At 60.7% G+C, this 20,274-nt stretch carries 17 protein-coding genes; 11 read left to right on the forward strand and 6 right to left on the reverse strand.

The annotated features are described in order from the left end of the window. The first annotated feature begins 19 nt into the window (after positions 1-19). From ACOOHD_RS04595 to ACOOHD_RS04605, 3 genes are read left to right on the forward strand one after another with little or no spacing between them, the layout of a single operon-like run. On the forward strand, positions 20-499 hold the full coding sequence (locus tag ACOOHD_RS04595) for a biotin/lipoyl-containing protein (protein WP_420460392.1): 480 nt from the start codon (positions 20-22) through the stop codon (positions 497-499). Beyond that, positions 496-1,956: an acetyl-CoA carboxylase biotin carboxylase subunit gene (locus tag ACOOHD_RS04600; protein ID WP_420460393.1), complete on the forward strand. Its 1,461-nt coding sequence runs from the start codon at positions 496-498 to the stop codon at positions 1,954-1,956. The genes ACOOHD_RS04595 and ACOOHD_RS04600 overlap by 4 nt, the downstream gene beginning before the upstream one ends. Positions 1,957-1,965: 9 nt before the next feature. Further along, positions 1,966-3,504: an acyl-CoA carboxylase subunit beta gene (locus ACOOHD_RS04605; protein ID WP_420460394.1), complete on the forward strand. Its 1,539-nt coding sequence runs from the start codon at positions 1,966-1,968 to the stop codon at positions 3,502-3,504. Here the strand turns inward: ACOOHD_RS04605 and ACOOHD_RS04610 are convergent. Continuing rightward, the gene (locus ACOOHD_RS04610; RefSeq protein ID WP_420460395.1) at positions 3,501-3,767 is read right to left on the reverse strand and encodes a hypothetical protein; all 267 of its coding nucleotides are present in this window, start codon (positions 3,765-3,767) and stop codon (positions 3,501-3,503) included. The two genes, ACOOHD_RS04605 and ACOOHD_RS04610, sit on opposite strands and share 4 nt — an antisense overlap. A 2-nt stretch (positions 3,768-3,769) precedes the next feature. Continuing rightward, positions 3,770-5,056 carry a PQQ-dependent sugar dehydrogenase gene (locus tag ACOOHD_RS04615; protein ID WP_420460396.1) on the reverse strand — a complete coding sequence of 429 codons (1,287 nt, stop codon included), beginning with the start codon at positions 5,054-5,056 and terminating at the stop codon, positions 3,770-3,772. A gap of 400 nt (positions 5,057-5,456) precedes the next feature. Between ACOOHD_RS04615 and ACOOHD_RS04620 the strand changes: the two genes are divergently transcribed. From ACOOHD_RS04620 to ACOOHD_RS04630, 3 genes are all read left to right on the forward strand, one after another. Next, positions 5,457-6,335 carry a M57 family metalloprotease gene (locus ACOOHD_RS04620; RefSeq protein WP_420460397.1) on the forward strand — a complete coding sequence of 293 codons (879 nt, stop codon included), beginning with the start codon at positions 5,457-5,459 and terminating at the stop codon, positions 6,333-6,335. A gap of 153 nt (positions 6,336-6,488) precedes the next feature. Next, positions 6,489-9,047 carry an alpha-glucan family phosphorylase gene (gene glgP / locus ACOOHD_RS04625; RefSeq protein ID WP_420460398.1) on the forward strand — a complete coding sequence of 853 codons (2,559 nt, stop codon included), beginning with the start codon at positions 6,489-6,491 and terminating at the stop codon, positions 9,045-9,047. Between the two features lie 13 nt (positions 9,048-9,060). Further along, positions 9,061-9,666, forward strand: a complete 606-nt coding sequence (locus ACOOHD_RS04630) for a tRNA-(ms[2]io[6]A)-hydroxylase (RefSeq protein ID WP_420460399.1) — start codon at positions 9,061-9,063, stop codon at positions 9,664-9,666. Here ACOOHD_RS04630 and ACOOHD_RS04635 read toward each other — a convergent pair. The 3 genes from ACOOHD_RS04635 to ACOOHD_RS04645 are packed head-to-tail and all read right to left on the reverse strand — an operon-like array spanning position 9,663 to position 13,288. After that, on the reverse strand, positions 9,663-10,550 hold the full coding sequence (locus ACOOHD_RS04635) for an MBL fold metallo-hydrolase (protein WP_420460400.1): 888 nt from the start codon (positions 10,548-10,550) through the stop codon (positions 9,663-9,665). The genes ACOOHD_RS04630 and ACOOHD_RS04635 overlap by 4 nt on opposite strands. A 28-nt stretch (positions 10,551-10,578) precedes the next feature. Then, entirely contained in the window at positions 10,579-11,199 is a 621-nt protein-coding gene (gene tmk / locus ACOOHD_RS04640; RefSeq protein WP_420460401.1) for a dTMP kinase, read from the reverse strand. A 7-nt stretch (positions 11,200-11,206) separates the two neighbouring features. After that, complete coding sequence (locus tag ACOOHD_RS04645; RefSeq protein ID WP_420460402.1) at positions 11,207-13,288, reverse strand: SDR family NAD(P)-dependent oxidoreductase; 2,082 nt, start codon at positions 13,286-13,288, stop codon at positions 11,207-11,209. An 87-nt stretch (positions 13,289-13,375) separates the two neighbouring features. Between ACOOHD_RS04645 and ACOOHD_RS04650 the strand changes: the two genes are divergently transcribed. Next, positions 13,376-15,037 (forward strand): S41 family peptidase, encoded by a 1,662-nt coding sequence (locus tag ACOOHD_RS04650; protein WP_420460403.1) that lies wholly within the window; start codon positions 13,376-13,378, stop codon positions 15,035-15,037. A gap of 1 nt (position 15,038) precedes the next feature. Here the strand turns inward: ACOOHD_RS04650 and ACOOHD_RS04655 are convergent, their stop codons facing one another. Beyond that, positions 15,039-15,737, reverse strand: a complete 699-nt coding sequence (locus ACOOHD_RS04655) for an RluA family pseudouridine synthase (RefSeq protein WP_420460404.1) — start codon at positions 15,735-15,737, stop codon at positions 15,039-15,041. 102 nt (positions 15,738-15,839) lie between these two features. Here ACOOHD_RS04655 and ACOOHD_RS04660 point away from each other — a divergent pair, with 102 nt between their 5' ends. From ACOOHD_RS04660 to ribB, 4 genes are all read left to right on the forward strand, one after another. Then, entirely contained in the window at positions 15,840-16,667 is an 828-nt protein-coding gene (locus ACOOHD_RS04660; RefSeq protein WP_420460405.1) for a menaquinone biosynthesis family protein, read from the forward strand. A gap of 41 nt (positions 16,668-16,708) precedes the next feature. Then, the gene (gene fbaA / locus ACOOHD_RS04665) at positions 16,709-17,806 is read left to right on the forward strand and encodes a class II fructose-bisphosphate aldolase (protein ID WP_420460406.1); all 1,098 of its coding nucleotides are present in this window, start codon (positions 16,709-16,711) and stop codon (positions 17,804-17,806) included. A gap of 123 nt (positions 17,807-17,929) precedes the next feature. Beyond that, entirely contained in the window at positions 17,930-19,099 is a 1,170-nt protein-coding gene (locus ACOOHD_RS04670; protein ID WP_420460407.1) for a glycosyltransferase, read from the forward strand. Next, positions 19,047-20,228, forward strand: a complete 1,182-nt coding sequence (ribB, locus tag ACOOHD_RS04675; protein WP_420460408.1) for a 3,4-dihydroxy-2-butanone-4-phosphate synthase — start codon at positions 19,047-19,049, stop codon at positions 20,226-20,228. The genes ACOOHD_RS04670 and ribB overlap by 53 nt, the downstream gene beginning before the upstream one ends. The last annotated feature ends 46 nt before the right edge of the window (positions 20,229-20,274 follow it).

A 20,274-nucleotide genomic window follows, 5' to 3' on the forward strand; every position in this document is an offset into this window, starting at 1 on the left:
ATTCAGTAGGTTGGCCCCCATGCAATACACGGTTACGGTCGGTGAGGACGGCGCACGCCATATTTCAGAGGCAGAGCTTGCTGCGCTGGACGTGATTTCTCTGAGTAAAAATAAGTACCACATAATCCGTGACGGAGAAGCTTACCGCTGTGAGCTAGTGCACTATAATGACGCTGATCTAAAGCTTGACTTGAAGGTTAATGGACGTACGTTTACCGTTCGGATAGATGGCCCCCTACAGCAGCTTGTCAAACAGCTCGGATTTGCTACCACTGCGGCTACGGCCGACAACGACATCACCGCCCCCATGCCGGGACTGATCCTGAGCATTGCCGTGACCGAAGGGGATACCATCGAGGCAGGCACCCCGCTGCTGGTGCTAGAAGCAATGAAAATGGAAAACGTAATTAAGGCCACCGCGCCGGGCACCGTGAAGGCGGTCCACGTCACCCAGGGACAGGCCGTCGATAAGCGGCAACTCCTCATCGAACTTGCATGAAGAAATTACTCGTAGCCAATCGGGGCGAGATCGCCCTACGCGTCATGCGCACCGCCCGCCGCATGGGCATCGCCACCGTGGCGGTGTACTCCGAGGTGGACCGCGACGCCCCCCACGTAGCCTACGCCGACGAGGCCGTACTGCTCGGACCGGCACCCTCCACGCAGTCGTACCTGCGCATCGATAAAGTCATTGACGCCGCCCGGCAGACGGGTGCCGATGCCATCCACCCCGGCTACGGCTTCCTGAGTGAGAATGCGGAGTTTGCCCGGCAGGTAGAAGCCGTCGGCATCACCTTCGTGGGTCCGCGACCGCACGCCATCGAGGTGATGGGCAACAAACTGGCGGCTAAGGCGGCGGTGGCCGACTACGCTATTCCCATGGTGCCGGGTATCGACGAGGCGGTGCGGGACGTGGCGCAGGCTACGGCGATCGCGGAGGATATCGGCTTTCCCATCCTCATCAAGGCAGCTGCCGGTGGCGGAGGGAAAGGCATGCGGGTGGTGGAGTCTGCCGGAGAAATAGCCGAACAAATGCAACGGGCCATTTCGGAAGCCGAGTCCGCCTTCGGCGACGGGGCGGTGTTCATCGAAAAGTACGTAGCCGCCCCCCGCCACATCGAGGTGCAGGTGCTGGCCGATACCCACGGTAGCTGCCTGTACCTCTTCGAGCGTGACTGCAGCATCCAGCGGCGGCACCAGAAGGTGGTGGAAGAGGCCCCCTCGGCCGTACTCGCCCCGGAGCTGCGCCGGCGTATGGGTGAGGCGGCCGTGCAGGTGGCCCGGGCCTGTGACTACGTGGGGGCAGGAACGGTGGAGTTCCTGCTCGACGAGGCGCACAACTTCTACTTCCTGGAGATGAACACCCGTCTCCAGGTGGAGCACCCGGTCACGGAGCTCATCACGGGCGTGGACCTGGTCGAGCAACAGATTCGAGTTGCCCGGGGCGAGCGGCTCGCCTTTTCGCAGGAGGAGCTTACTGTTAAGGGCCACGCCCTGGAGCTACGCGTCTACGCCGAGGACCCGGCGAACAACTTCCTGCCCAGCATCGGCACGCTGACTACCTACCGTCCGCCCCGGGACGCCCGCGTAGACGGGGGCTTTCGCGAGGGGATGACAGTACCCATCAATTACGATCCCATGATCGCCAAATTGATCGTGCACGGAGCTACCCGTGCCGAGGCGATCGAGCGTATGCTCGCCGCGATCAACGACTTTACCATCACCGGCATCGAGACCACCCTACCCTTCGGCCGCTTCGTGTGCCAGCACCCGGCCTTCCGCAGCGGGGACTTCAGCACCAATTTCGTAGCGAAGTATTTCACCCCGGAGGCCGTAGCCGAGCAGGACCGCGCCGTAGTGGAGGTGGCCGCTCTCTTTGCCGCCTTCGTACACCAGACGCATCAGGACCAACTCACCGTACCCAACCCCTCGGCCGCCTGGCGTGCCCGCCGATAGCCCCCGCCCATGACTAAGAACGAGCTACTCGCCCAGAAACTCGCTACCGCCCAGCTCGGTGGCGGGCACAAGCGCATCGATAAACAGCACCAGAAGGGTAAGCTCACCGCCCGCGAGCGGGTACACTACCTACTGGACGAGGGCAGCTTCGAGGAGATCGGCGCCCTGGTCACCCACCGCACCACTGACTTCAAGATGCAGGAGCAGGTGTTCCTCGGGGACGGGGTGGTCACGGGCTACGGGACGATCGACGGGCGCCTGGTCTACCTGTTCGCTCAGGACTTCACCGTCTTCGGGGGCTCGCTCTCGGAAACCCACGCCGAAAAGATCTGTAAGGTGATGGACATGGCCGTTAGGGTCGGGGCCCCCCTCATCGGACTCAACGACAGCGGCGGGGCCCGCATCCAGGAGGGGGTACGCTCGCTGGGGGGCTACGCCGATATTTTTTACCGCAATGTGCAGGCCTCGGGTCTGATCCCCCAGCTCTCGGCCATCATGGGCCCCTGCGCGGGGGGAGCGGTGTACTCGCCGGCCATGACCGACTTTACCATCATGGTGGAGCACACTAGCTATATGTTCGTCACCGGTCCGAACGTGGTCAAGACTGTTACCAACGAGGAGGTAAGTAGCGAGGATCTGGGCGGGGCCAGCGCGCACTCCACCAAATCCGGCGTCACCCACCTCACCGCCGCCAACGACGTGCTCTGTCTGCAGCAACTGCGCCGGCTGCTCAGCTACCTCCCCCAGAATTGCGAGGAGCAGCCCGCTACCCTCCCCTACCCGCTCGGCACCGAGGTACGGGAGGAGCTGGAGTCCATCGTACCGGACAACGCCAGCCAGCCCTACGACATGCGCGAGGTGATCGCGGGCATCGTGGATGCGGAAAGCTTCCTGGAAATTCACCCCCGCTACGCCGAAAACATCGTAGTAGGTTTCGCCCGCCTGGCCGGCCGTAGCATTGGCATCGTGGCCAATCAGCCCTACAGCCTGGCTGGCGTACTGGACGTAGACAGCTCCAAAAAAGCCGCCCGCTTCACCCGTACCTGCGATTGCTTCAATGTGCCGCTGCTGGTACTGGTCGACGTGCCCGGATTCCTGCCCGGCACCGACCAGGAGTGGAACGGCATCATCACCAACGGGGCCAAACTGCTCTATGCCCTGAGCGAGGCCACCGTACCCCGCATCACCGTCATTACCCGCAAGGCCTACGGCGGGGCCTACGACGTGATGAACTCCAAGCACATCGGTGCGGACTTCAACTTTGCCTGGCCCGGAGCGGAGATCGCCGTCATGGGAGCCAAGGGGGCCAGCGAGATCATCTTTAAGCGGGAGATCGAAGCCGCCGCTGATCCGGCCGCCAAACTCGCCGAGAAAGAACGGGAGTACGCCGGCACCTTTGCCAATCCCTACCGCGCCGCCGAGCGGGGTTTCATCGACGAGGTGATCCATCCCCGCAACACGCGCCGCAAGCTCATCCGCGCCTTCGCCAGCCTGGAACATAAGGTGGCCGTCCTGCCCAAGAAAAAGCACGGCAACATCCCACTTTAGGCCGTACGACGCCGGCGCGCTCCACCTCCTAGAATACCCAGGTCCAGCAGTACGGCGACCACCAATCCCACGGTCTGTACGGTACCGGGAAAGTACACCTCCGAAATACCGTACCAGAGGGTGGTCAGCGGTAAGAAGATAAGTCCCAAGAGTGGCAGTAAAATGCCACTGAAGGCATCGCGAAACCAACCGGTAAAAAACCAGAGCAGAACAATGATGAGGCGGGGGAAGAAGAACCCCAGTAGTAAGACGAGTAGTGTCATGTTTACCTAGCCTTCTCCGCGGTGACCCGCCATACAATGCCCGACTCGTCATCGCACACCAGCAGATCACCCTCCGGTGTCTGGCTTACGCCCACTGGACGCCCCCACACCTTACCCGCATCCCCGTCGGCGATAAATCCGGTGAGAAAATCCTGGGGGGGCTGCGGTTTGCCCTCGGCATCAAAGGGGATGTACACCACCTTATAGCCGGCAAACTCCGAGCGGTTCCAGCTGCCGTGCTGGCCCACGAAGGCACCGTGCCGGTAAGCATCGGGAAAGGCGTCCTTGGTGTAAAATACCAGTCCGAGCGAGGCCGTGTGGGCACCGAGCGGCACGTCCGGCACGATGGCCTGCTGCACCAGGTCCGTGTGGGGATCCTCCGCCCAGCGCGGATCGCGCAGTTGTCCGTAGTAGCTGTAGGGCCAGCCGTAAAAACCACCTTCCCGCACGCTGGTGGCGTAGTCCGGTACCAGTCCGTCGCCGAGCTCATCCCGCTCGTTGACCGCCGTCCAGAGCTCCCCCGTCACGGGGTTCCAGTCCATGCCGACCGGATTGCGCAGGCCCGTTGCGTACTCGCGCATGCCGCTGCCGTCGGGATTGATTTCCAGGATGTTGGCCCGGTTCGTCTCGGCTTCCATGCCGTTCTCCCCTACGTTACTGCCGCTGCCCACCGAGACGTAGATCTTACTGCCGTCGGGACTTGCCAGCAGGTTGCGCGTCCAGTGGTTGTTGTATCCCTGCGGCGGGGTCGAAAGAATCTTCTCGCCGCCGGCCGGGTCGAGGCGCTCCTGCCCCTCCGTATAGGGGTAGCGCCAGGTGGCATCGGTATTGGCGACGTAGAAGTAGCCGTCTAATACCAGCATCCCGAAGGGCTGGTTCAGGTCATCGATGAACACCCGTTGCTCGTCTACCCTTCCGTCGCCGTCCTCGTCGACCAGCCGTAGAATGCGGTTGGCACTGTTGCGGGTGTTACTTTCCACCACGAAGGTCTCCCCCGCCGGAGAAATATAGGTGCTGCGGGGATGCTGTAGTCCTTCGGCGTAGCGCTCTACCCGGAATCCCCGGGGGGCCTGGGGCGTCCGTCCGGCGGGCCAGTCGATCACCTCGCTCGACTTAGCGACGGAGGGGGTACTGTAGGGACTCGGGAGGGTCAGCGGTCCGATGGTGGTGGTGACCGTGTCGGCGGCTTGCTGACCGAGCGCGTCCTTGCGCTCCGCACTCACCTGCGAGGCACACGAGCTGGTCGCAAGACCAATCAGTACCGGTAAAACCAGGGCAATCGTTTTCATACCCAGTTAAACAACCCGGGCGGGGCCGCAGGTTCAAGCTTATTCGAAAGGCAGCTGACATCTGCCTCGCCATCATAAATTTCACTGTTTACCGGTCCCCTTGTTGCCAAATTCCCATAAAAGGAAACCACGGCAAATTTTATCGGCATAACAAAAAAATTACCAAAATATTTGGTTTGTCGACCTAGGGGCTTACCTTGCAGCAACCCATAAAATATTAAACACCTCACGTCCTCCGTTTGCCCCCCGGATAAACCCATACCGTAGCCAATTGTGGCTGCCCCCCCCCCCGCTAAGCCCCTTATTTATTATCGTGCTTATTCACCCCCTGGCGAATGATGGGGTCCGGCCCTGCCGTCAGCGACCATCACTACTGGGGTTCACCCATACCTTACTTATTATGACGTTACGTCTCCTTCTCCTCCCATTCCTCTTCGGTGCCCTGCTCAGCTCGTGTACCGAAGACAGCCTCACCCCCGAGGTTACCGAGCTGTCCACCGCCACCGGCTTCCTCGTCGATGAGGGCGAGGACGGTCACGTGCAGGCGGCCGACCTGGGCCTCGAAGCCCCCATCCGGGCCCACGTCGACGGCCACTCCGCCCGCTTCGCCAATGCCCGCCTGATCACCGAAACCCGCCCCGACGGAACCACCGAAACCCTCTACCTCGTGGATGAGGATATCGCCCTGACCAAGGAGCAGCTCCGCGAGCTCAGCGCCATGGACGCCACCCTCGAAAAGCAGTACCGTACCAACAACCTAGTATCGCGCAATAACATCACCGTGATCGGCTACACCGGGGGGAGAAATGCCCTGACCGAAAAAATGCGTACCGCGCTCCAGTGGGCCGTCAATAACTACAATGCGCTGGCCACAAACAAGACCTTCACCCTACGCTTCGCCGCGGCGACCAACGCCGACATCGTCGTGTACCGCAACCCCGATAACAAAGGCGCCGGCGGGGTAGCAGGATTCCCGAGCGGCGGACGGCCCTACAAGTGGGTGCAGATCTACGACGGGATGAGTGGCTACGACACCAATACCAACGAGCACGTCATGACCCACGAAATGGGCCACTGCATGGGCCTGCGGCATACGGACTGGTTCAGCCGCCAGAGCTGTAATGGTACTGGCGAAGGTCGTGACCCCGACGGGGCAGTGCTGATCCCCGGCACACCCTCAGGATTCGATGCCAACTCCGTCATGCTCTCCTGTTTCGGTGCGAACGAAGATGGCGAGTTCGGCTACTACGACCGCGTAGCCCTGGAGTACATCTACTAGTCGTAAAAACGACCCAATAGCACAGGCCCGCTTTCCGTTAGGAAGGTGGGCCTTGTTTGTTATTCCGTCGGAAAAGTCCCATTTTTGCCGCCCTTCACCTACTAGTTGCACCGGCGGCCCCGCCCCTATTGCTTCTATAAACTCCCACTACGTATGACCCTCGCCACCGCACAGCAGGAAATGAAACTTAAGCGCATTTTCATCCAGAACCAGACACCCGACGAGCTCACCGCCCTGACGCGTATGAGCCACAATATCCTCTGGAGCTGGATGCCGCGGGTGGCCGAGCTGTTCCGTAGCATCGATCCCCAGCAGTTCGTCGAGCTTAACTACAATCCGGTCGCGCTCCTCGAAACGCTGGCGCCCGCCCGCCTACAGGAGCTGGCCGCCGACCAGGAATTCCTCAAGCGGGTAGGCGCCGCGGAAAAGGAGTTCGATGCCTACCTGGCCGAACCCATGAAGGAGGACCTGCCCCGGGTGGCCTACTTCAGCATGGAGTACGGACTGCACATCAGTCTTAAGCTTTACAGCGGCGGACTCGGCGTGCTGGCCGGCGACTACCTCAAGGAGGCTAGCGACAGCAACGTCGATCTGTTTGGCGTGGGCCTGCTGTACCGCTACGGCTACTTCAACCAGGGGCTGAGCATGAACGGCGACCAGGTTCACCACTATCCAGCACAAAAGTTCACCCAGCTACCCGTTGAGCCCGTGCGCGGTGAGGACGGCAACTGGCTGAAGGTGCCGGTGAGCATTCAGGGGCGCATCGTACAGGCCAAAATCTGGAGCCTAGCCATCGGCCGCATCAAACTTTACCTACTTGACACCGACCACGAGGACAATACCCCCGAGGACCGGGCGCTGACCCACATGCTCTACGGCGGTGATAACGAGCACCGCCTGAAGCAGGAAATTCTACTTGGCATCGGTGGGGTGCGGGCCATCGAGGCGATGGGCCTTGCCCCCGATATCTACCACCTCAACGAGGGCCACGCCGGTTTTCTCTCCCTGGAGCGGCTGAAGAACTACGTAGACCAGGGGCTCAGCTTTGCCGAGGCCCGCGAGATGGTGCGCGCCTCCAGTCTGTACACCACCCACACGCCGGTACCGGCCGGGCACGACCACTTCCCGGAGCACCTCATGCGGGGCTACCTGTATAACTACGCCGCCGATCTGGGCATCGAGTGGGGGGAGTTCATGGCCCTGGGCCGGCTCAACGCCGACGATGCGGGCGAAGACTTCAATATGTCGAAGCTTTCCATCCGGCTCTCCCAGCGCGTCAACGGGGTATCGAAGCTACACGGGGAGGTGAGTCAGGAGATGTTCACCGACCTCTACCCCGGCTACACCGCCGAGGAGGTACACATCGGCTACGTTACCAACTCGGTGCACTACCCCACCTGGGTGGCCGACTCGATCCACGAGCTGTTCTCCACGGAGTTCGGTAAGGACTGGGTACGGGATCAGAGCAACAAGAACGTGTGGCGCAACGTCCATAAAATCGACAACAAGCAGTTGGCCGATACCCGCCAGGCCCTCAAGGTGCGGCTGCTCAACTACGTAAAGGCCAAGCTACAGGTCGATATGCGCCGCCGGGGCGAGTCGCCCCGTATGACCTTCGACGTGCTCAGCAAGATCAACGAGCGGGCCCTGGTACTCGGCTTCGCCCGCCGCTTTGCGACCTACAAGCGCGCTACCCTACTGTTCACCAACCGCGACCGCCTGCGCGAACTGGTCAACCGCAAGGACCAGCCGGTGATCTTCCTCTTCGCCGGTAAGGCCCACCCGGCCGACCAGGGCGGACAGGACCTCATCCGCCAGATCGTACAAATCAGTAAGGAGCCCGACTTCGCCGGTAAGATCATCTTTCTGGAGGACTACAACATGGAGATGGCTAAGCTCCTCACCCAGGGCGTCGATATCTGGCTCAATACGCCGACCCGCCCGCTGGAGGCCTCCGGCACCTCGGGCATGAAGGCCGCCCTCAACGGCTCGGTTAACTTCAGTGTCCTCGACGGCTGGTGGGCCGAGGGCTACCGTCCCGACGCCGGCTGGGCCCTGCCGCTGGAACGCACCTACGAAGATCAGCACCTGCAGAACGAGCTGGACGCCGAGACGATGTACAGCGTGCTGGAGGACGAGATCATCCCCATCTACTTCGACCGTGATCAGCGGGGGGTGAGTGAGCGCTGGATGAGCTACGTCAAGCAGATCATCGCCGAGGTGGCCCCCACCTTTACCATGAAGCGGATGATGGACGACTACTACGCGCGCTTTTACCTGCCGCTGGGCAGGAGTGCCGCCGCCGTCCGCCAGCAGGATATGCAGGCCGGCAAGGACTACGCCGCCTGGAAGGAAGACACGGCCGCTAAGTGGGACGGCATTGACACGATCGAAAACAACACCCTCGATACCGTCAACCACGCCCTACCGGTAGGTGAGAACTTCAGCGCCGAGGTGGTCATCGCTACCAATGGTATCGATCCCGAGCATCTAGTGCTTGAGGCTCTGTTCTACCAGCGCATGAGCGAGGAAAAGATCGTACTGCGGCGTATCCAGTCCTTTAAACTGAAGGATAGCTCGCAGGGTAAGGCAACGTATAGCATCTCCATCGATCCCCACCTGGCCGGGGTGTACGAATACGGCTTTCGCCTGCGTCCGCAGCACGAACTGATGCCCCACGCTCAGGACCTCCCGCTGGTCTACTGGGTGTAAGCCTGCCCGCCCCATGGAGACCCCCGCTACCGTACAGATGCTCAACCTCCGCCTGCCGACCGATCCGCGGTGGGTCAACCTGGCGGAGATGGACCTGGGCGAGATACTCACCGACCACGCCTACTGCGAGCAGAAGGCGGCGACGAGCTGTATCTCGCTGATCCAGGGTTACCCGGAGCGGACGGAACTCGTGCGAAAGCTCGCCCCGATCGTTACCGAGGAGTGGGGGCATTTTCGTGCAGTACTGGCCGAGCTCGACCGGCGGGGACTTCCCCTCGGGCGACAGCGAAAGGACGAGTACGTCAACGGGTTGCTGGACTTTTCCCGCAAGGGGCGGGGCCGTGATGCGGCCCTCCTCGAGCGCCTGCTCATCTTTGCCCTCATTGAGGCACGTAGTTGTGAGCGCTTTCGGCTGATGAGTCTGTACGTCAGCGATGCGGACCTACGCAGGTGGTACCATAAATTTATGGTGGCCGAGGCGGGACACTACGTACTCTTCATCGAGCTGGCGCGCAAGTACTTCCCGCGTGCGGACGTGGCTGCCCGCTGGGCGGAGTATCTGGCCTTCGAGGCCGAGTTACTGGCGGGGCTGGAAGTGCGGGGCGACCGGATGCACTAGCCTTCATCTTCCTTACGCAACGCCCGTAGCATGCCCACCACGCTCATGTAAGGGGGATTGGCCGCTAGGTAGGACTGTAGGTCCTTGTCTCCTACCCCAAGCTCACCTAGCTCCTGGGTGACGTAGCGCTTAAAGAGCGGCTCGACCATCGCTGCCTTGCTACCATCCCGGTAGTAGGGTTCGATCCAGGCAAAGTAATCGGTGAGGCGCTGCGCCAGCTCCTCCAGGTGGTGATCGACATCCGTGACCCTCCCGAAGTGGGTCAGGTAGAAGGCGGAGGCCCCTAGCTCGCTCAATCGGGCTAGGGATCGGGCCCAGGCCTCCCGGTCAATATCCGGCGGGGGAAGTGGAGGCACCACCGGCCCGGAACCGATCCGGCACCCCCCCACATCTCCCGTAAATACCTCACCGTCGAGCTGCCAGGCGATGTGGTGGGAGGCGTGGCCGGGGGTGTGGTGGGCTGTCCATGTATTGCCACCGATAGTGAGTTGCTGGCGATCTTCCACCGCCGTGATCCGGTCTTCGGCGATGGAGCGCATCTCTCCCCAAAGTTCCTCCATACGGTCGCCGTAGATCTGGCGGGCCGATTCGTACAACCGTTTCGGACTGATCATGTGCCGCAAACCCCGCGGATGAACGTAGATTTGGCTGCCCCGCTCGGCCCACCACCAGGCGGCTCCGGCGTGGTCGAAGTGAATGTGGGTCAGGAGCAGGGTGTGAATATCGCTAGGGTCGACAGCTAGTTCGTCTAGGGCTTCTAGTAAGGTTTGGTGGGTGGAGTATGGACCGGATTCGACGAGGGTGTAACCGTTCGTATCCTCCACTAGGAATGATGCTATCGAATGATTTGTAGTTAAGAATTCTAAATCAATTATTTTGACCACGCTAAGAAAATTTTGGATGAGTATTTTGCTATAGCTTTTGTATCTCTGCCACTATCCGCTCCGCAACCCTACCCTCCGCATCTCCTGCATCAACCACTACGATGCGCTCTCCCTGTCCGTAGACTGCGAAGGCCCGGTGGAAGTCCTCCCGCACCTGCCGCAGTTTTTCCAGCGTTTCATACAGCTCGCTGCCCTCACCCCGGCCGGTGATGCGCTGCATACTCACCGCGGGATCGAGGTCTAAAAAAAGGGTCAGATCGGCCGGTAGCGTAGCTTTTGCCAGTCGGTTCAGGTTAGCTACCCAGGCTGGATCGACATACTCACTCTGGTAGGCTAGGCTGCTGAAGTAGTACCGGCTACTGATCACGTGGTAGCCAGCTGCCAGTTTTGTAAGTATACCCTCCGTGGCGTGAAACAGGTGCTCCACCCGGTCGGCGGCAAAGAGCGCAGCCAGGGTGCGGGGATCGACATGTTCCTGACCGCGCAGGACCCGGCGGATAAATTTACCCGTAGGTAAATCGGTGGGTTCAGCCGTGAGGTAGCACGCCTCGCCACGTGCCTGAAAGTAATCGCGCAGATGCTCGATCTGGGTAGTCTTGCCGCTGCCGTCTAGTCCCTCAACGACAATGAAGTAAGGTCCGTTTCCCATGCGTTTATCAATCTCTCGGAGCGAATCGCTCGCGGCCACTGCGGTCCACCACCGTGGAGCTTGCCTGCTGGGTACCCTGGAGTACCATGTCCAGCACATTCACGTGCGGCGGTTGATTGACCATAAAGGCGATGGCCTCCGCTACATCACTTGCCCGCAGGGGCTGGAAGTCTTCGTAGATCCGGGCCCGCTCCCGATCACCGTCGAAGCGCACGACGGCAAACTCGGTTTCCTCCACGTGGGCCGGACAGATCTGCCCCACCCGGATCCCGTGCTTCACCAGGTCGAGGCGCATGGCGTAGGTCAGCGCGTCCACGGCGTGTTTCGTAGCACAGTATACGTTGCCGTTGGGGTAGACCTCCTTACCGGCCGTACTAGCTACGTTGAGGACCATTCCCCGGCCGCGCTCCACCATGCCTGGAGTCACGGCGCGCGTCAGGTAAAGTAGTCCCCGTAGGTTGACATCGATCATCTCGTCCCAGTGGTCGAGCTGACCCTCCTGGATCGGATCGAAGCCCTTGGCCTTACCGGCATTGTTGATCAGTACATCTACCAGTTTCCACTCCTCCGGTAGCTGGTGGAGCAGCTTCCCTACGGCCTCCCGGTCGCGAACATCGAGCTTCACACGGTGACTGAGCGTACCGTGTGCCTGCCGAAGTTCATCGTGCAACGCATCGAGTAGCTCCGCCCGGCGGCCGAGTAAGATCAGGCGGTAGCCATCCTCGGCCAGACGCCGCGCCGTCGCTTTTCCAATGCCACTCGTAGCCCCCGAGATCAGTATGATTTTTTCGCTTTGCCCCCCTGCCGGCTCCGCTCGTTTGGGAGCTTCCGAGGCTACTTGTACGGCCGGTTCCCCAAAAGCAGCCTCGTTGGCCGGCGTAGCAAAGGCCGGCTCCAGGCGGGCAGCCCGTTCGAAGTGCTCGCGGGCCTCCGTGCGCCGTCCAGTCCGGTAACTCAGCACGGCTAGTTGGTAGTACGCAGGCGCGTAGGCTGCATCCTGGGCTAGGCAGCTAAACAGCATTTCTTCCGCCCGCGCGTTTTCTCCCCGCGCTTCGAGCAGCTGCGCGTAGGCGTATAGTCCGGCTGCACTGAGCTCCCCCCGCGCCTCCGCTTCTTCCAGGTACTGCCTAGCGGTTACTTTCTGCGCGGCAAAATGCTCGGCCACCAGGACCCCCAGTTTTTCGCGCAGTCCCGGTGTGTCGGGGGCGAATTCATAGACCCGCTCGTAGTCATTCCGCGCTCGTTCGTTCGCTCCGCCCGCCGTATAAAGCTCTCCGCTTAGCAGCAGTGCACCGGGGTGGTAAGGGTCGTCATCCAGCACCTCATCGAGTACTTCACGCGCAGCCTGTCCGCCGCCGGTGCGATCGATCAGGGCCAGCATCAGCGCATACTGATACCGTAGCTCGATCTCCTCGGGTAGGCGTTCCGCTGCTTGTTGTAGCATACCGAGTGCCGTACGCTCCTCTCCGCGGTCATAGTACTCCCAGGCTTCCTCCATCGCCTCATCACTCCTCAGTTCATCTACCCGTTCCTCATTTTTTGGCGGGGCCGGGGCCGGGGCCGCGGGTGCGGAGCTGGTGAGAAACACTTCCAGTTCAGCGGTCGCGCCGGCGGTCGGTTCTGCCCACCGCGCACTCGGGAGCTGGCCCAAGCGATCAAGCAGGCTGGGCACCGCGATGCTGGTCTCCCGGATCTTTTGCAAGTACCGATCGAAGGCCAGTTGTTCCGATTCCCCGTAGGTATCCAGCCCGCGCCGCAGGTCGATGTAGCGGTCCTGCCAGTGGCTCACGAACCGCAGCCGGTCCCGCCGACTACTCAGGTCCACCCCCTCTTGCACGCCGAAGTAGGCTTTATGCCCCGTAAGCACGTCTTCCAGTCCTAGCAGACAGTTCGGATTCGTTAGAAAGGCCGTGGTGAGCAGCAGGACGGCCGGCCCGCCCACCGCTCCGAGCTGGTCAGTTAGCAGGGGCCCCTCGTTGTCCCTGCCTATGGGTATGTGTACGGGCACGGCACCACCGCCCACCGAGGCGGCGATCTGCCGGGCGACCGACTGGTCTTCGGCGCTATAGGTAAGGGCAAAAGCGGACATAGGCGGTAGCTGCTGGGGGGGCCAAAATAACCAAACAATCAGCGGGGCGGCTAAACTATGCGGTATCTTCGCACCTTGTGCTCGCGTATGGAAAACCGCCCCGCTACAATCTGGACTCCTCTGGTATACAGCCTACTGCTTGCCGTGGGGCTGGTGGTAGGATACGTATTAAACAGCGATGCCCCGCTCATCTCCCTGGGAGGTAACCCGAGTGGCCAGCCCGGTAACGGCAACGGCCGGGTCGAGCAGTTGCTTAGCTACATCGAGGCCCGCTACGTCGATGAACCCGATGCCGAAAAGTTGTACCGCGCGGCCATTGATGCGGTCCTAGGCAATCTGGATCCCCACAGCAGCTACATCGCCGCCGACGAGTTACAGGCCCTCAACGATAATATGGAGGGTAATTTTAAGGGCATTGGTATTGAGTACCTGGTGATTGATGATACCATCACCGTGGTAAGCGCCCTACCCGGAGGACCCTCCGAGACTGCCGGCGTCCGTTCGGGCGATCAGATCATCTACGTTGACGATAGCCTGGTCACCAACGTAACGGAAAAACAACTCGATCCCGCCAGCCTAATGCAGGGGCCGGAGGGTAGCGAAGTGCGCATTCGCCTGCGTCGCGATTCGGAGGATGGACTAATTTCCCTCAACGTCAGCCGGGCCAGCATTCCGCTCACGAGCGTGGATGCGGCCTATACCATCGACCCCGACATTGCCTTCGTGCGCATCAACCGCTTCAGTAAGACCACCTATACGGAATTTATGGATGCGCTGGAGGAACACCTCGAACAAGCGCAGGCCAAGCACCTGATTATTGACCTACGCGGTAACCCGGGAGGCTACCTACAGGAGGCCACTAAGGTTCTGAGCGAGCTTTTCGTGGAGCGCGGCGTGCTCCTAGTGTACACCCAGGGAAGAAGTTCCAGTCGGCAGTCCTACAAAAGCAGTGGCCGGGCCCGGTACAACATTCAGAACGTAGCTATTCTGGTCGACGGCGGCTCGGCCAGCGCCAGCGAAATAGTGGCCGGGGCGGTACAGGATCACGACCGCGGCATCGTAGTAGGCCGGCGCACCTTTGGCAAGGGACTGGTGCAGGAGCAGTATCCCCTCAGTGATGGTGGCGCGCTGCGTCTGACCGTTGCGCGCTACTACACGCCCAGCGACCGCAGTATTCAGCGGGACTACCACGGTGGGGGGGGGGAAGACTACCGAAGCGACCTGAATCGCCGCTACGAAAGCGGAGAACTCACCGGCCGCACCGCCGTTGCCGTCGATAGCTCCCAGATATTCTATACCGATAGCGGACACCCGGTCTTCGGCGGGGGAGGCATCACCCCCGATCACTACGTGCCCCTCGATAGTAGCCTAAACCAGGAAAATTTCCTCCAACTACGTCAGCAGGTGCCTACCTATGTATTCCGCTACCTGCGCCATCATCCGGAGGTAAAACAGCTCACCGAGCTGGAAGCCTTTCGCCGATCGTTCCGACCCGACATGCAGGAGGTGGTCGCTGGATTGACCACGCTTGCCCGTAAGGAGTACGGTAATGTAGAGACGGTGCTTAGCCCGGCGTTGCAGCGCGAGCTGGCCCTCTTTTTTCGCGCGCGCATGGCACGCCAGCTCTTTGGGGCGGCGGCGTACTTCCGGGTGTACAATCAGGAGGATGAAACCGTCCAGCAGGCTCTGCGACTGCTACGTAACGCCGACCCCCTGGCGGCGGCACGTGGCGCGAGCAACAACTTATGAGCTACTCGATACTCCGAAACAACTGCCAGATTTGATCGTCCCGTGGGGGTTCGGCCTTTATTTTAACCTGCTCCTTCTTTACGGGGTGTAAGAACTCCAGGCTACGACTGTGGAGGTTGATGTTCCCGTCTTCATTGGGCTGGCGGAATCCGTACTTTAGGTCGCCGCGGATGGGACAGTCGAGCTGCTGGGCCAGTTGCACCCGGATCTGGTGGGGCCGGCCCGTAAGTGGACGCACCTCGAGGAGCACGTTGGTACCTATGCGACCGAGCAACTTGTAGTCGAGCACAGCCTCCTTGGCCCCCTGGTGGCGGTTGCTATTCGCCTTAGGTAATAGTTTGCTGAGGTTCTTCTTAGCGTCTTTGTAAATGTAGCCGGTGAGCCGCCCCTCGATGGGGCTCGGCTGTTCGGCAACGATTGCCCAGTAGGTCTTGGTCACCTTGCGGTCGCGAAATACTTGCGTCATCCGCGAGAGCGCCTTCGAGGTGCGGGCAAATAAAATTACTCCGCTGACCGGCCGGTCCAGCCGGTGGATGGAGCCTAGAAACACCTCCCCGGGTTTGTCGTACCGCAGTTTGATGTACTCCTTGGCCAGGTCCATCACCGTTACGTCACCCGTCTCGTCGCCCTGACTCAGGTAGCCAGCCGGTTTGTTGACCGCCAGCAGGTGATTGTCTTCGTACAAAACCTGGAGTTGCATGGAAGTGTCTTTAGGGGGAGCAAACGGTAGCGCGAAGTAACGATATAATTTACCGGCACTCTCCTAACCCCCTCCGCCCCGCTTGCACCCGCGACCCCGCCCATGAAACTTAGTCTTGGCTTCAGTCCCTGCCCGAATGATACCTACATCTTCGACGCCCTGGTCCACGGCCGGATTGACACCGAGGGGCTCGAATTCGACGTGCTGCTAGCAGATGTGGAGGAACTCAACGAGCGGGCATTCAGGGCGGAACTAGACGTGACAAAGCTGAGCTACCATGCCTTCGGGTACCTCACGGACACCTATCGGCTGCTGCATAGCGGTAGTGCACTGGGACGAGGCGTTGGTCCATTATTAGTAGTAAAAAAAGAAAATTTTGGAGGAGTAACTAGGGACAGCCGGGTGGCCATCCCCGGAAAATACACCACGGCTAATTATTTACTGGGGCTTGCCTATCCGCAAGTCACCCGGAAACAGGCGGTTCTTTTCTGTGATATCGAGCGATTGGTGCTGGAGGACGTCTATGACGCCGGTGTACTGATTCACGAAAACCGGTTCACCTACGCAAAGCGCGGACTACGTAAGATTGCCGATCTCGGTACGTACTGGGAGGACACTACGGGGCTACCCGTCCCGCTCGGGGGGATTACCGTAAGGCGATATCTGCCGCGGGAGGTGCAGCTAAGCGTCGACCGGGTACTGATGCGCTCGGTGCGCTACGCCTTCGACCATCCGCAGGCCAGTGCCGCGTACGTTCGCGCGCACGCGCAGGAGATGGATGCCGGGGTGAGACGCAAGCACATTGCACTGTACGTCAATGAGTATACGCTGAAGTTGGGTAAGGATGGCCTGGCGGCCGTGGAGTACTTTTTAGCCGATGGGCGGTCCAAGGGCATCATCCCCCCGGGGCGTGCCGACTACATTGTCTAGCTTTTCGTTTCTTTGCGCCCGTACTAACTACCCATTCTGCTATGGCTAATCCCAGTTTCCGCGCCGGTGTACTTTACGGTGATGAGGTAACCGAAGTATTCAATCACGCTCAGGCCAACAACTATGCCCTGCCCGCGGTAAACGTGACCAGCAGCAGTACGATCAACGCCGTGCTGGAGTGCGCCAGAGCGGTAAACAGCCCTGTAATCATTCAGCTCAGCAATGGTGGGGCACAGTTTTACGCCGGGAAGGGGTTGGACAACGGCCAGCAGCAGGCCTCGATCGCCGGCGGACTCAGCGCGGCTATGCACGTACACACGCTGGCCGAGGTCTACGGCGTGCCGGTCATTTTGCACACCGACCACTGCGCAAAGAAACTGCTTCCCTGGATCGACGGACTGCTCGAGGCCGGGGAGAAGTTTTACGCCAAGCGCGGTTTTCCGCTGTACTCTAGCCATATGCTCGACCTGAGCGAGGAGCCGCTGGAGGAAAATCTGGAGATTAGCGCCAGGTACTTCGAGCGGATGGCTAAGATCGGTATGACGATCGAGATCGAGCTCGGCGTGACCGGCGGGGAGGAAGATGGCGTCGACAACTCGGGGGTAGAAAGCCACCGCCTCTACACCCAACCCGAAGAAGTATTTGAGAGCTACCAAATGCTGAATGCCATCAGCGATCGGTTTACCATTGCCGCGGCCTTCGGTAACGTACACGGGGTGTACAAGCCGGGGAACGTAACCCTACGACCCGAAATCCTCAAAAACTCCCAGGAGTACGCTAAGCAAAAGCTCGGCGTCGATAAGGACCCTATCCATTTCGTATTTCACGGCGGTTCGGGTTCAAGCCAGGGGGATATCCGCGAGGCGATCGGCTACGGGGCCATCAAGATGAATATCGACACCGATCTACAGTGGGCCTACTGGGATGGGGTGCGCAAGTACGAGGCCGGCAAGCGGGACTACCTGCAGGCGCAGATTGGTAACCCCGACGGTACGGATAAGCCCAACAAAAAATTCTACGACCCGCGCGTTTGGGTACGTAGTGCAGAGGTCAGTTTCGTAGAGCGGCTGAGGCAGGCCTTCACCGACCTGAACTGCGTAGACGTGCTGGCAAATCGTACCGCAATGGTGCAGAACTAGTGACTGTGGAGCGTTACCAAACGATCGTTTTCGACGGCAGGGCTATCCTTGATAGGTAGCCGTTACCTTTACCGGGTGCAGTGGGTTCTCATCGGTACGGTCGGAATAGGTACACTTGCAATTGTGCATACCTACCTGCTCTACCCCTGGTGGATCCTGCGGCAGGCTGCAAGGTACTCCCCCTCCCCCCCTACCCCCGACCCGGTAGACTGGCCCCCGGTAGCGGTACTGATGTCGGTGCACAACGAAGCCCTTGTGCTTAGAGAAAAGTTGGATACCCTGGCCGGACAGGACTATGCCGGTAGACTGGACTTTTACATCGGGGATGACCTGAGCACCGATGCCACCGCCGGTATTATGGCGCAGTTTGCCTTTTTTGCCGACAATCAACACCTATACTATAGCCGAAACGACCACCGGCTTGGCAAACCGGGTACGATCAATCGCTTAGCGCGGCAGGCGGCCGGCGATCACTCCGTATTCATCCTCACCGATGCGAGCGTCATGCTGCGCAGCAATACGATAACCGAGCTGGTGCGTCCGCTTCTTGCCGACGCGCAACTCGGCCTGGTGGACAGCCGCATGGTCCACACCGGAGCGCTAGTCACCGGCATTGGCCGCACGGAGGAAGCCTATATCCACCGCGAGGTAGCCATCAAGCAGGCAGAAGGTCAGGTACTGGGCTACCCCATCGGTCCCTTCGGCGGCTGCTGGGCACTGCGGGCGGAAGCCTTCACGCCGGTACCGGATAATTTCCTGGTCGACGATTTTTACCTCTGCATGAGCGCCTACCGGGCCGGCTGGAGGGGCCTGAGTAGCGAGCGGGCGGTGGTGTACGAAGGGGTGGGCCAGCGGCTCGATCAAGAATTTCGCCGTAAGGTGCGCATCGGCAGCGGCAACTGGCAGAACCTCGTAGAATTTTCCGAATTGTGGTGGCCACCCCACCGTGGGCCACTGGCCTTTGCGCTATTCAGTCACAAAATACTGCGGTGGTTGACCCCGCTGTTTCTGCTGTTACTAGCCGTCTGCCTACTGCTGCTGTACCGGGCGGGGGGCAACTATTGGGCGGGGCTACTGTTGACAACAGCGGTAGGAATGACGCTGCTGACCGTACTGCTCGACGGAGCGCTTAGCCGGTGCGGAGTTCACCTTGCCCCCCTGCGCAGCCTGCACTATTTTCTGGCGATGAACGCCGCCCTGCTGGTGGGTTTTGCGCGCTACCTCACCGGAATCCACTCCAATGTCTGGCAACCCTCTTCCCGACTCCCCCCCCGCCCTAACGGACCGCCGTGAAATACGGGCCAAACTCAACACCATTGAGGAGGCCATCACGGATATCCGCGCCGGCAAGCTCATCATTGTCGTCGACGACGAGGACCGGGAGAACGAGGGCGACTTCATCTGTGCCGCCGAGCGCATCACCCCGGAGATCATCACTTTCATGGCTACCCACGGCCGCGGACTCATCTGCACGCCCATCGAGGAGCGCCGCGCCGACGAGCTCGACCTGCCCATGATGGTAAGCACCAACACCGACATCCACGAGACGGCCTTTTCGGTCAGCATCGACCTGATCGGCCACGGCTGCACCACCGGCATCAGTAGCTACGACCGGGCTACCTGCATCCGGCGGCTCACCGAGCGTAGCGCCCGGCCTTCTGATTTTGCCCGCCCGGGACACGTGTTTCCGCTCCGTGCCGTCAAGGGTGGTGTGCTGCGGCGCACCGGTCATACGGAGGCCGCCGTTGACCTGGCCCGCATGGCCAATCTCTTCCCCGCCGGCGTGGTCGTCGAGATTCTTAAGCCGGACGGCACCATGGCCCGCCTACCCGATCTGATCCGCCTGGCCGAGCAGCACCAGCTCAAGATCATCACCATCGAGGACCTGGTCGCCTACCGCCTGCGCACCGAGCGGCTGGTGGAGGCAGAGTTCACGATGGACCTCGACACCCGCTACGGCCCCTTCCGGCTCACGGCCTACCGACAGACCACCAACGAGGATGTCCACCTGGCGCTCACCCACGGCGACTGGCTACCGGACGAGCCCGTGCTCACCCGGGTGCACAGCAGCACCAGCAGCCGTGATCTCCTACACAGCCTACTGAGCGGTTACAGCACCGGACTGCACGGTCCACTCGAAAAAATTGCCGAGGCCGGTAAGGGGATCCTGCTCTTTATGCGCCCCCACCAGGATGCCAACGACATCATCGCCGGACTCCGTCTGCTCAAGAGCCGTATGCAGGACGGTAAGTCAGCCCACCCCACCGATCCCCGTAGCGAGGAGCAGCGTGACTTTGGTATCGGCGCCCAGATCCTACGCGATCTGGGGGTATCCAAACTCCGCGTACTCAGCAATGCTCCCAAGACCCGCATCGGACTGGAGGGCTATGGGTTAGAAGTTGTGGAGTTTGTGTCAATGTAGGTGAGACTACACCGCCGGCCCGGGTCCACAGTTTATCTTTGCGCAA

Source organism: Neolewinella sp., assembly GCF_965214665.1.
Lineage (GTDB): Bacteria > Bacteroidota > Bacteroidia > Chitinophagales > Saprospiraceae > Neolewinella.

Excerpts from the sequence above, each read along its gene's own strand:
- glgP (WP_420460398.1), top strand. The coding sequence starts at position 6,489 with ATGACCCTCGCCACCGCACAGCAGGAAATGAAACTTAAGCGCATTTTC.
- ribB (WP_420460408.1), top strand. The coding sequence starts at position 19,047 with ATGTCTGGCAACCCTCTTCCCGACTCCCCCCCCGCCCTAACGGACCGC.
- ACOOHD_RS04620 (WP_420460397.1), top strand. The coding sequence starts at position 5,457 with ATGACGTTACGTCTCCTTCTCCTCCCATTCCTCTTCGGTGCCCTGCTC.
- fbaA (WP_420460406.1), top strand. The coding sequence starts at position 16,709 with ATGGCTAATCCCAGTTTCCGCGCCGGTGTACTTTACGGTGATGAGGTA.
- tmk (WP_420460401.1), bottom strand. The coding sequence starts at position 11,199 with ATGGGAAACGGACCTTACTTCATTGTCGTTGAGGGACTAGACGGCAGC.
- ACOOHD_RS04630 (WP_420460399.1), top strand. The coding sequence starts at position 9,061 with ATGGAGACCCCCGCTACCGTACAGATGCTCAACCTCCGCCTGCCGACC.
- ACOOHD_RS04645 (WP_420460402.1), bottom strand. The coding sequence starts at position 13,288 with ATGTCCGCTTTTGCCCTTACCTATAGCGCCGAAGACCAGTCGGTCGCC.
- ACOOHD_RS04610 (WP_420460395.1), bottom strand. The coding sequence starts at position 3,767 with ATGACACTACTCGTCTTACTACTGGGGTTCTTCTTCCCCCGCCTCATC.
- ACOOHD_RS04615 (WP_420460396.1), bottom strand. The coding sequence starts at position 5,056 with ATGAAAACGATTGCCCTGGTTTTACCGGTACTGATTGGTCTTGCGACC.
- ACOOHD_RS04595 (WP_420460392.1), top strand. The coding sequence starts at position 20 with ATGCAATACACGGTTACGGTCGGTGAGGACGGCGCACGCCATATTTCA.
- ACOOHD_RS04650 (WP_420460403.1), top strand. The coding sequence starts at position 13,376 with ATGGAAAACCGCCCCGCTACAATCTGGACTCCTCTGGTATACAGCCTA.
- ACOOHD_RS04660 (WP_420460405.1), top strand. The coding sequence starts at position 15,840 with ATGAAACTTAGTCTTGGCTTCAGTCCCTGCCCGAATGATACCTACATC.
- ACOOHD_RS04655 (WP_420460404.1), bottom strand. The coding sequence starts at position 15,737 with ATGCAACTCCAGGTTTTGTACGAAGACAATCACCTGCTGGCGGTCAAC.
- ACOOHD_RS04600 (WP_420460393.1), top strand. The coding sequence starts at position 496 with ATGAAGAAATTACTCGTAGCCAATCGGGGCGAGATCGCCCTACGCGTC.
- ACOOHD_RS04605 (WP_420460394.1), top strand. The coding sequence starts at position 1,966 with ATGACTAAGAACGAGCTACTCGCCCAGAAACTCGCTACCGCCCAGCTC.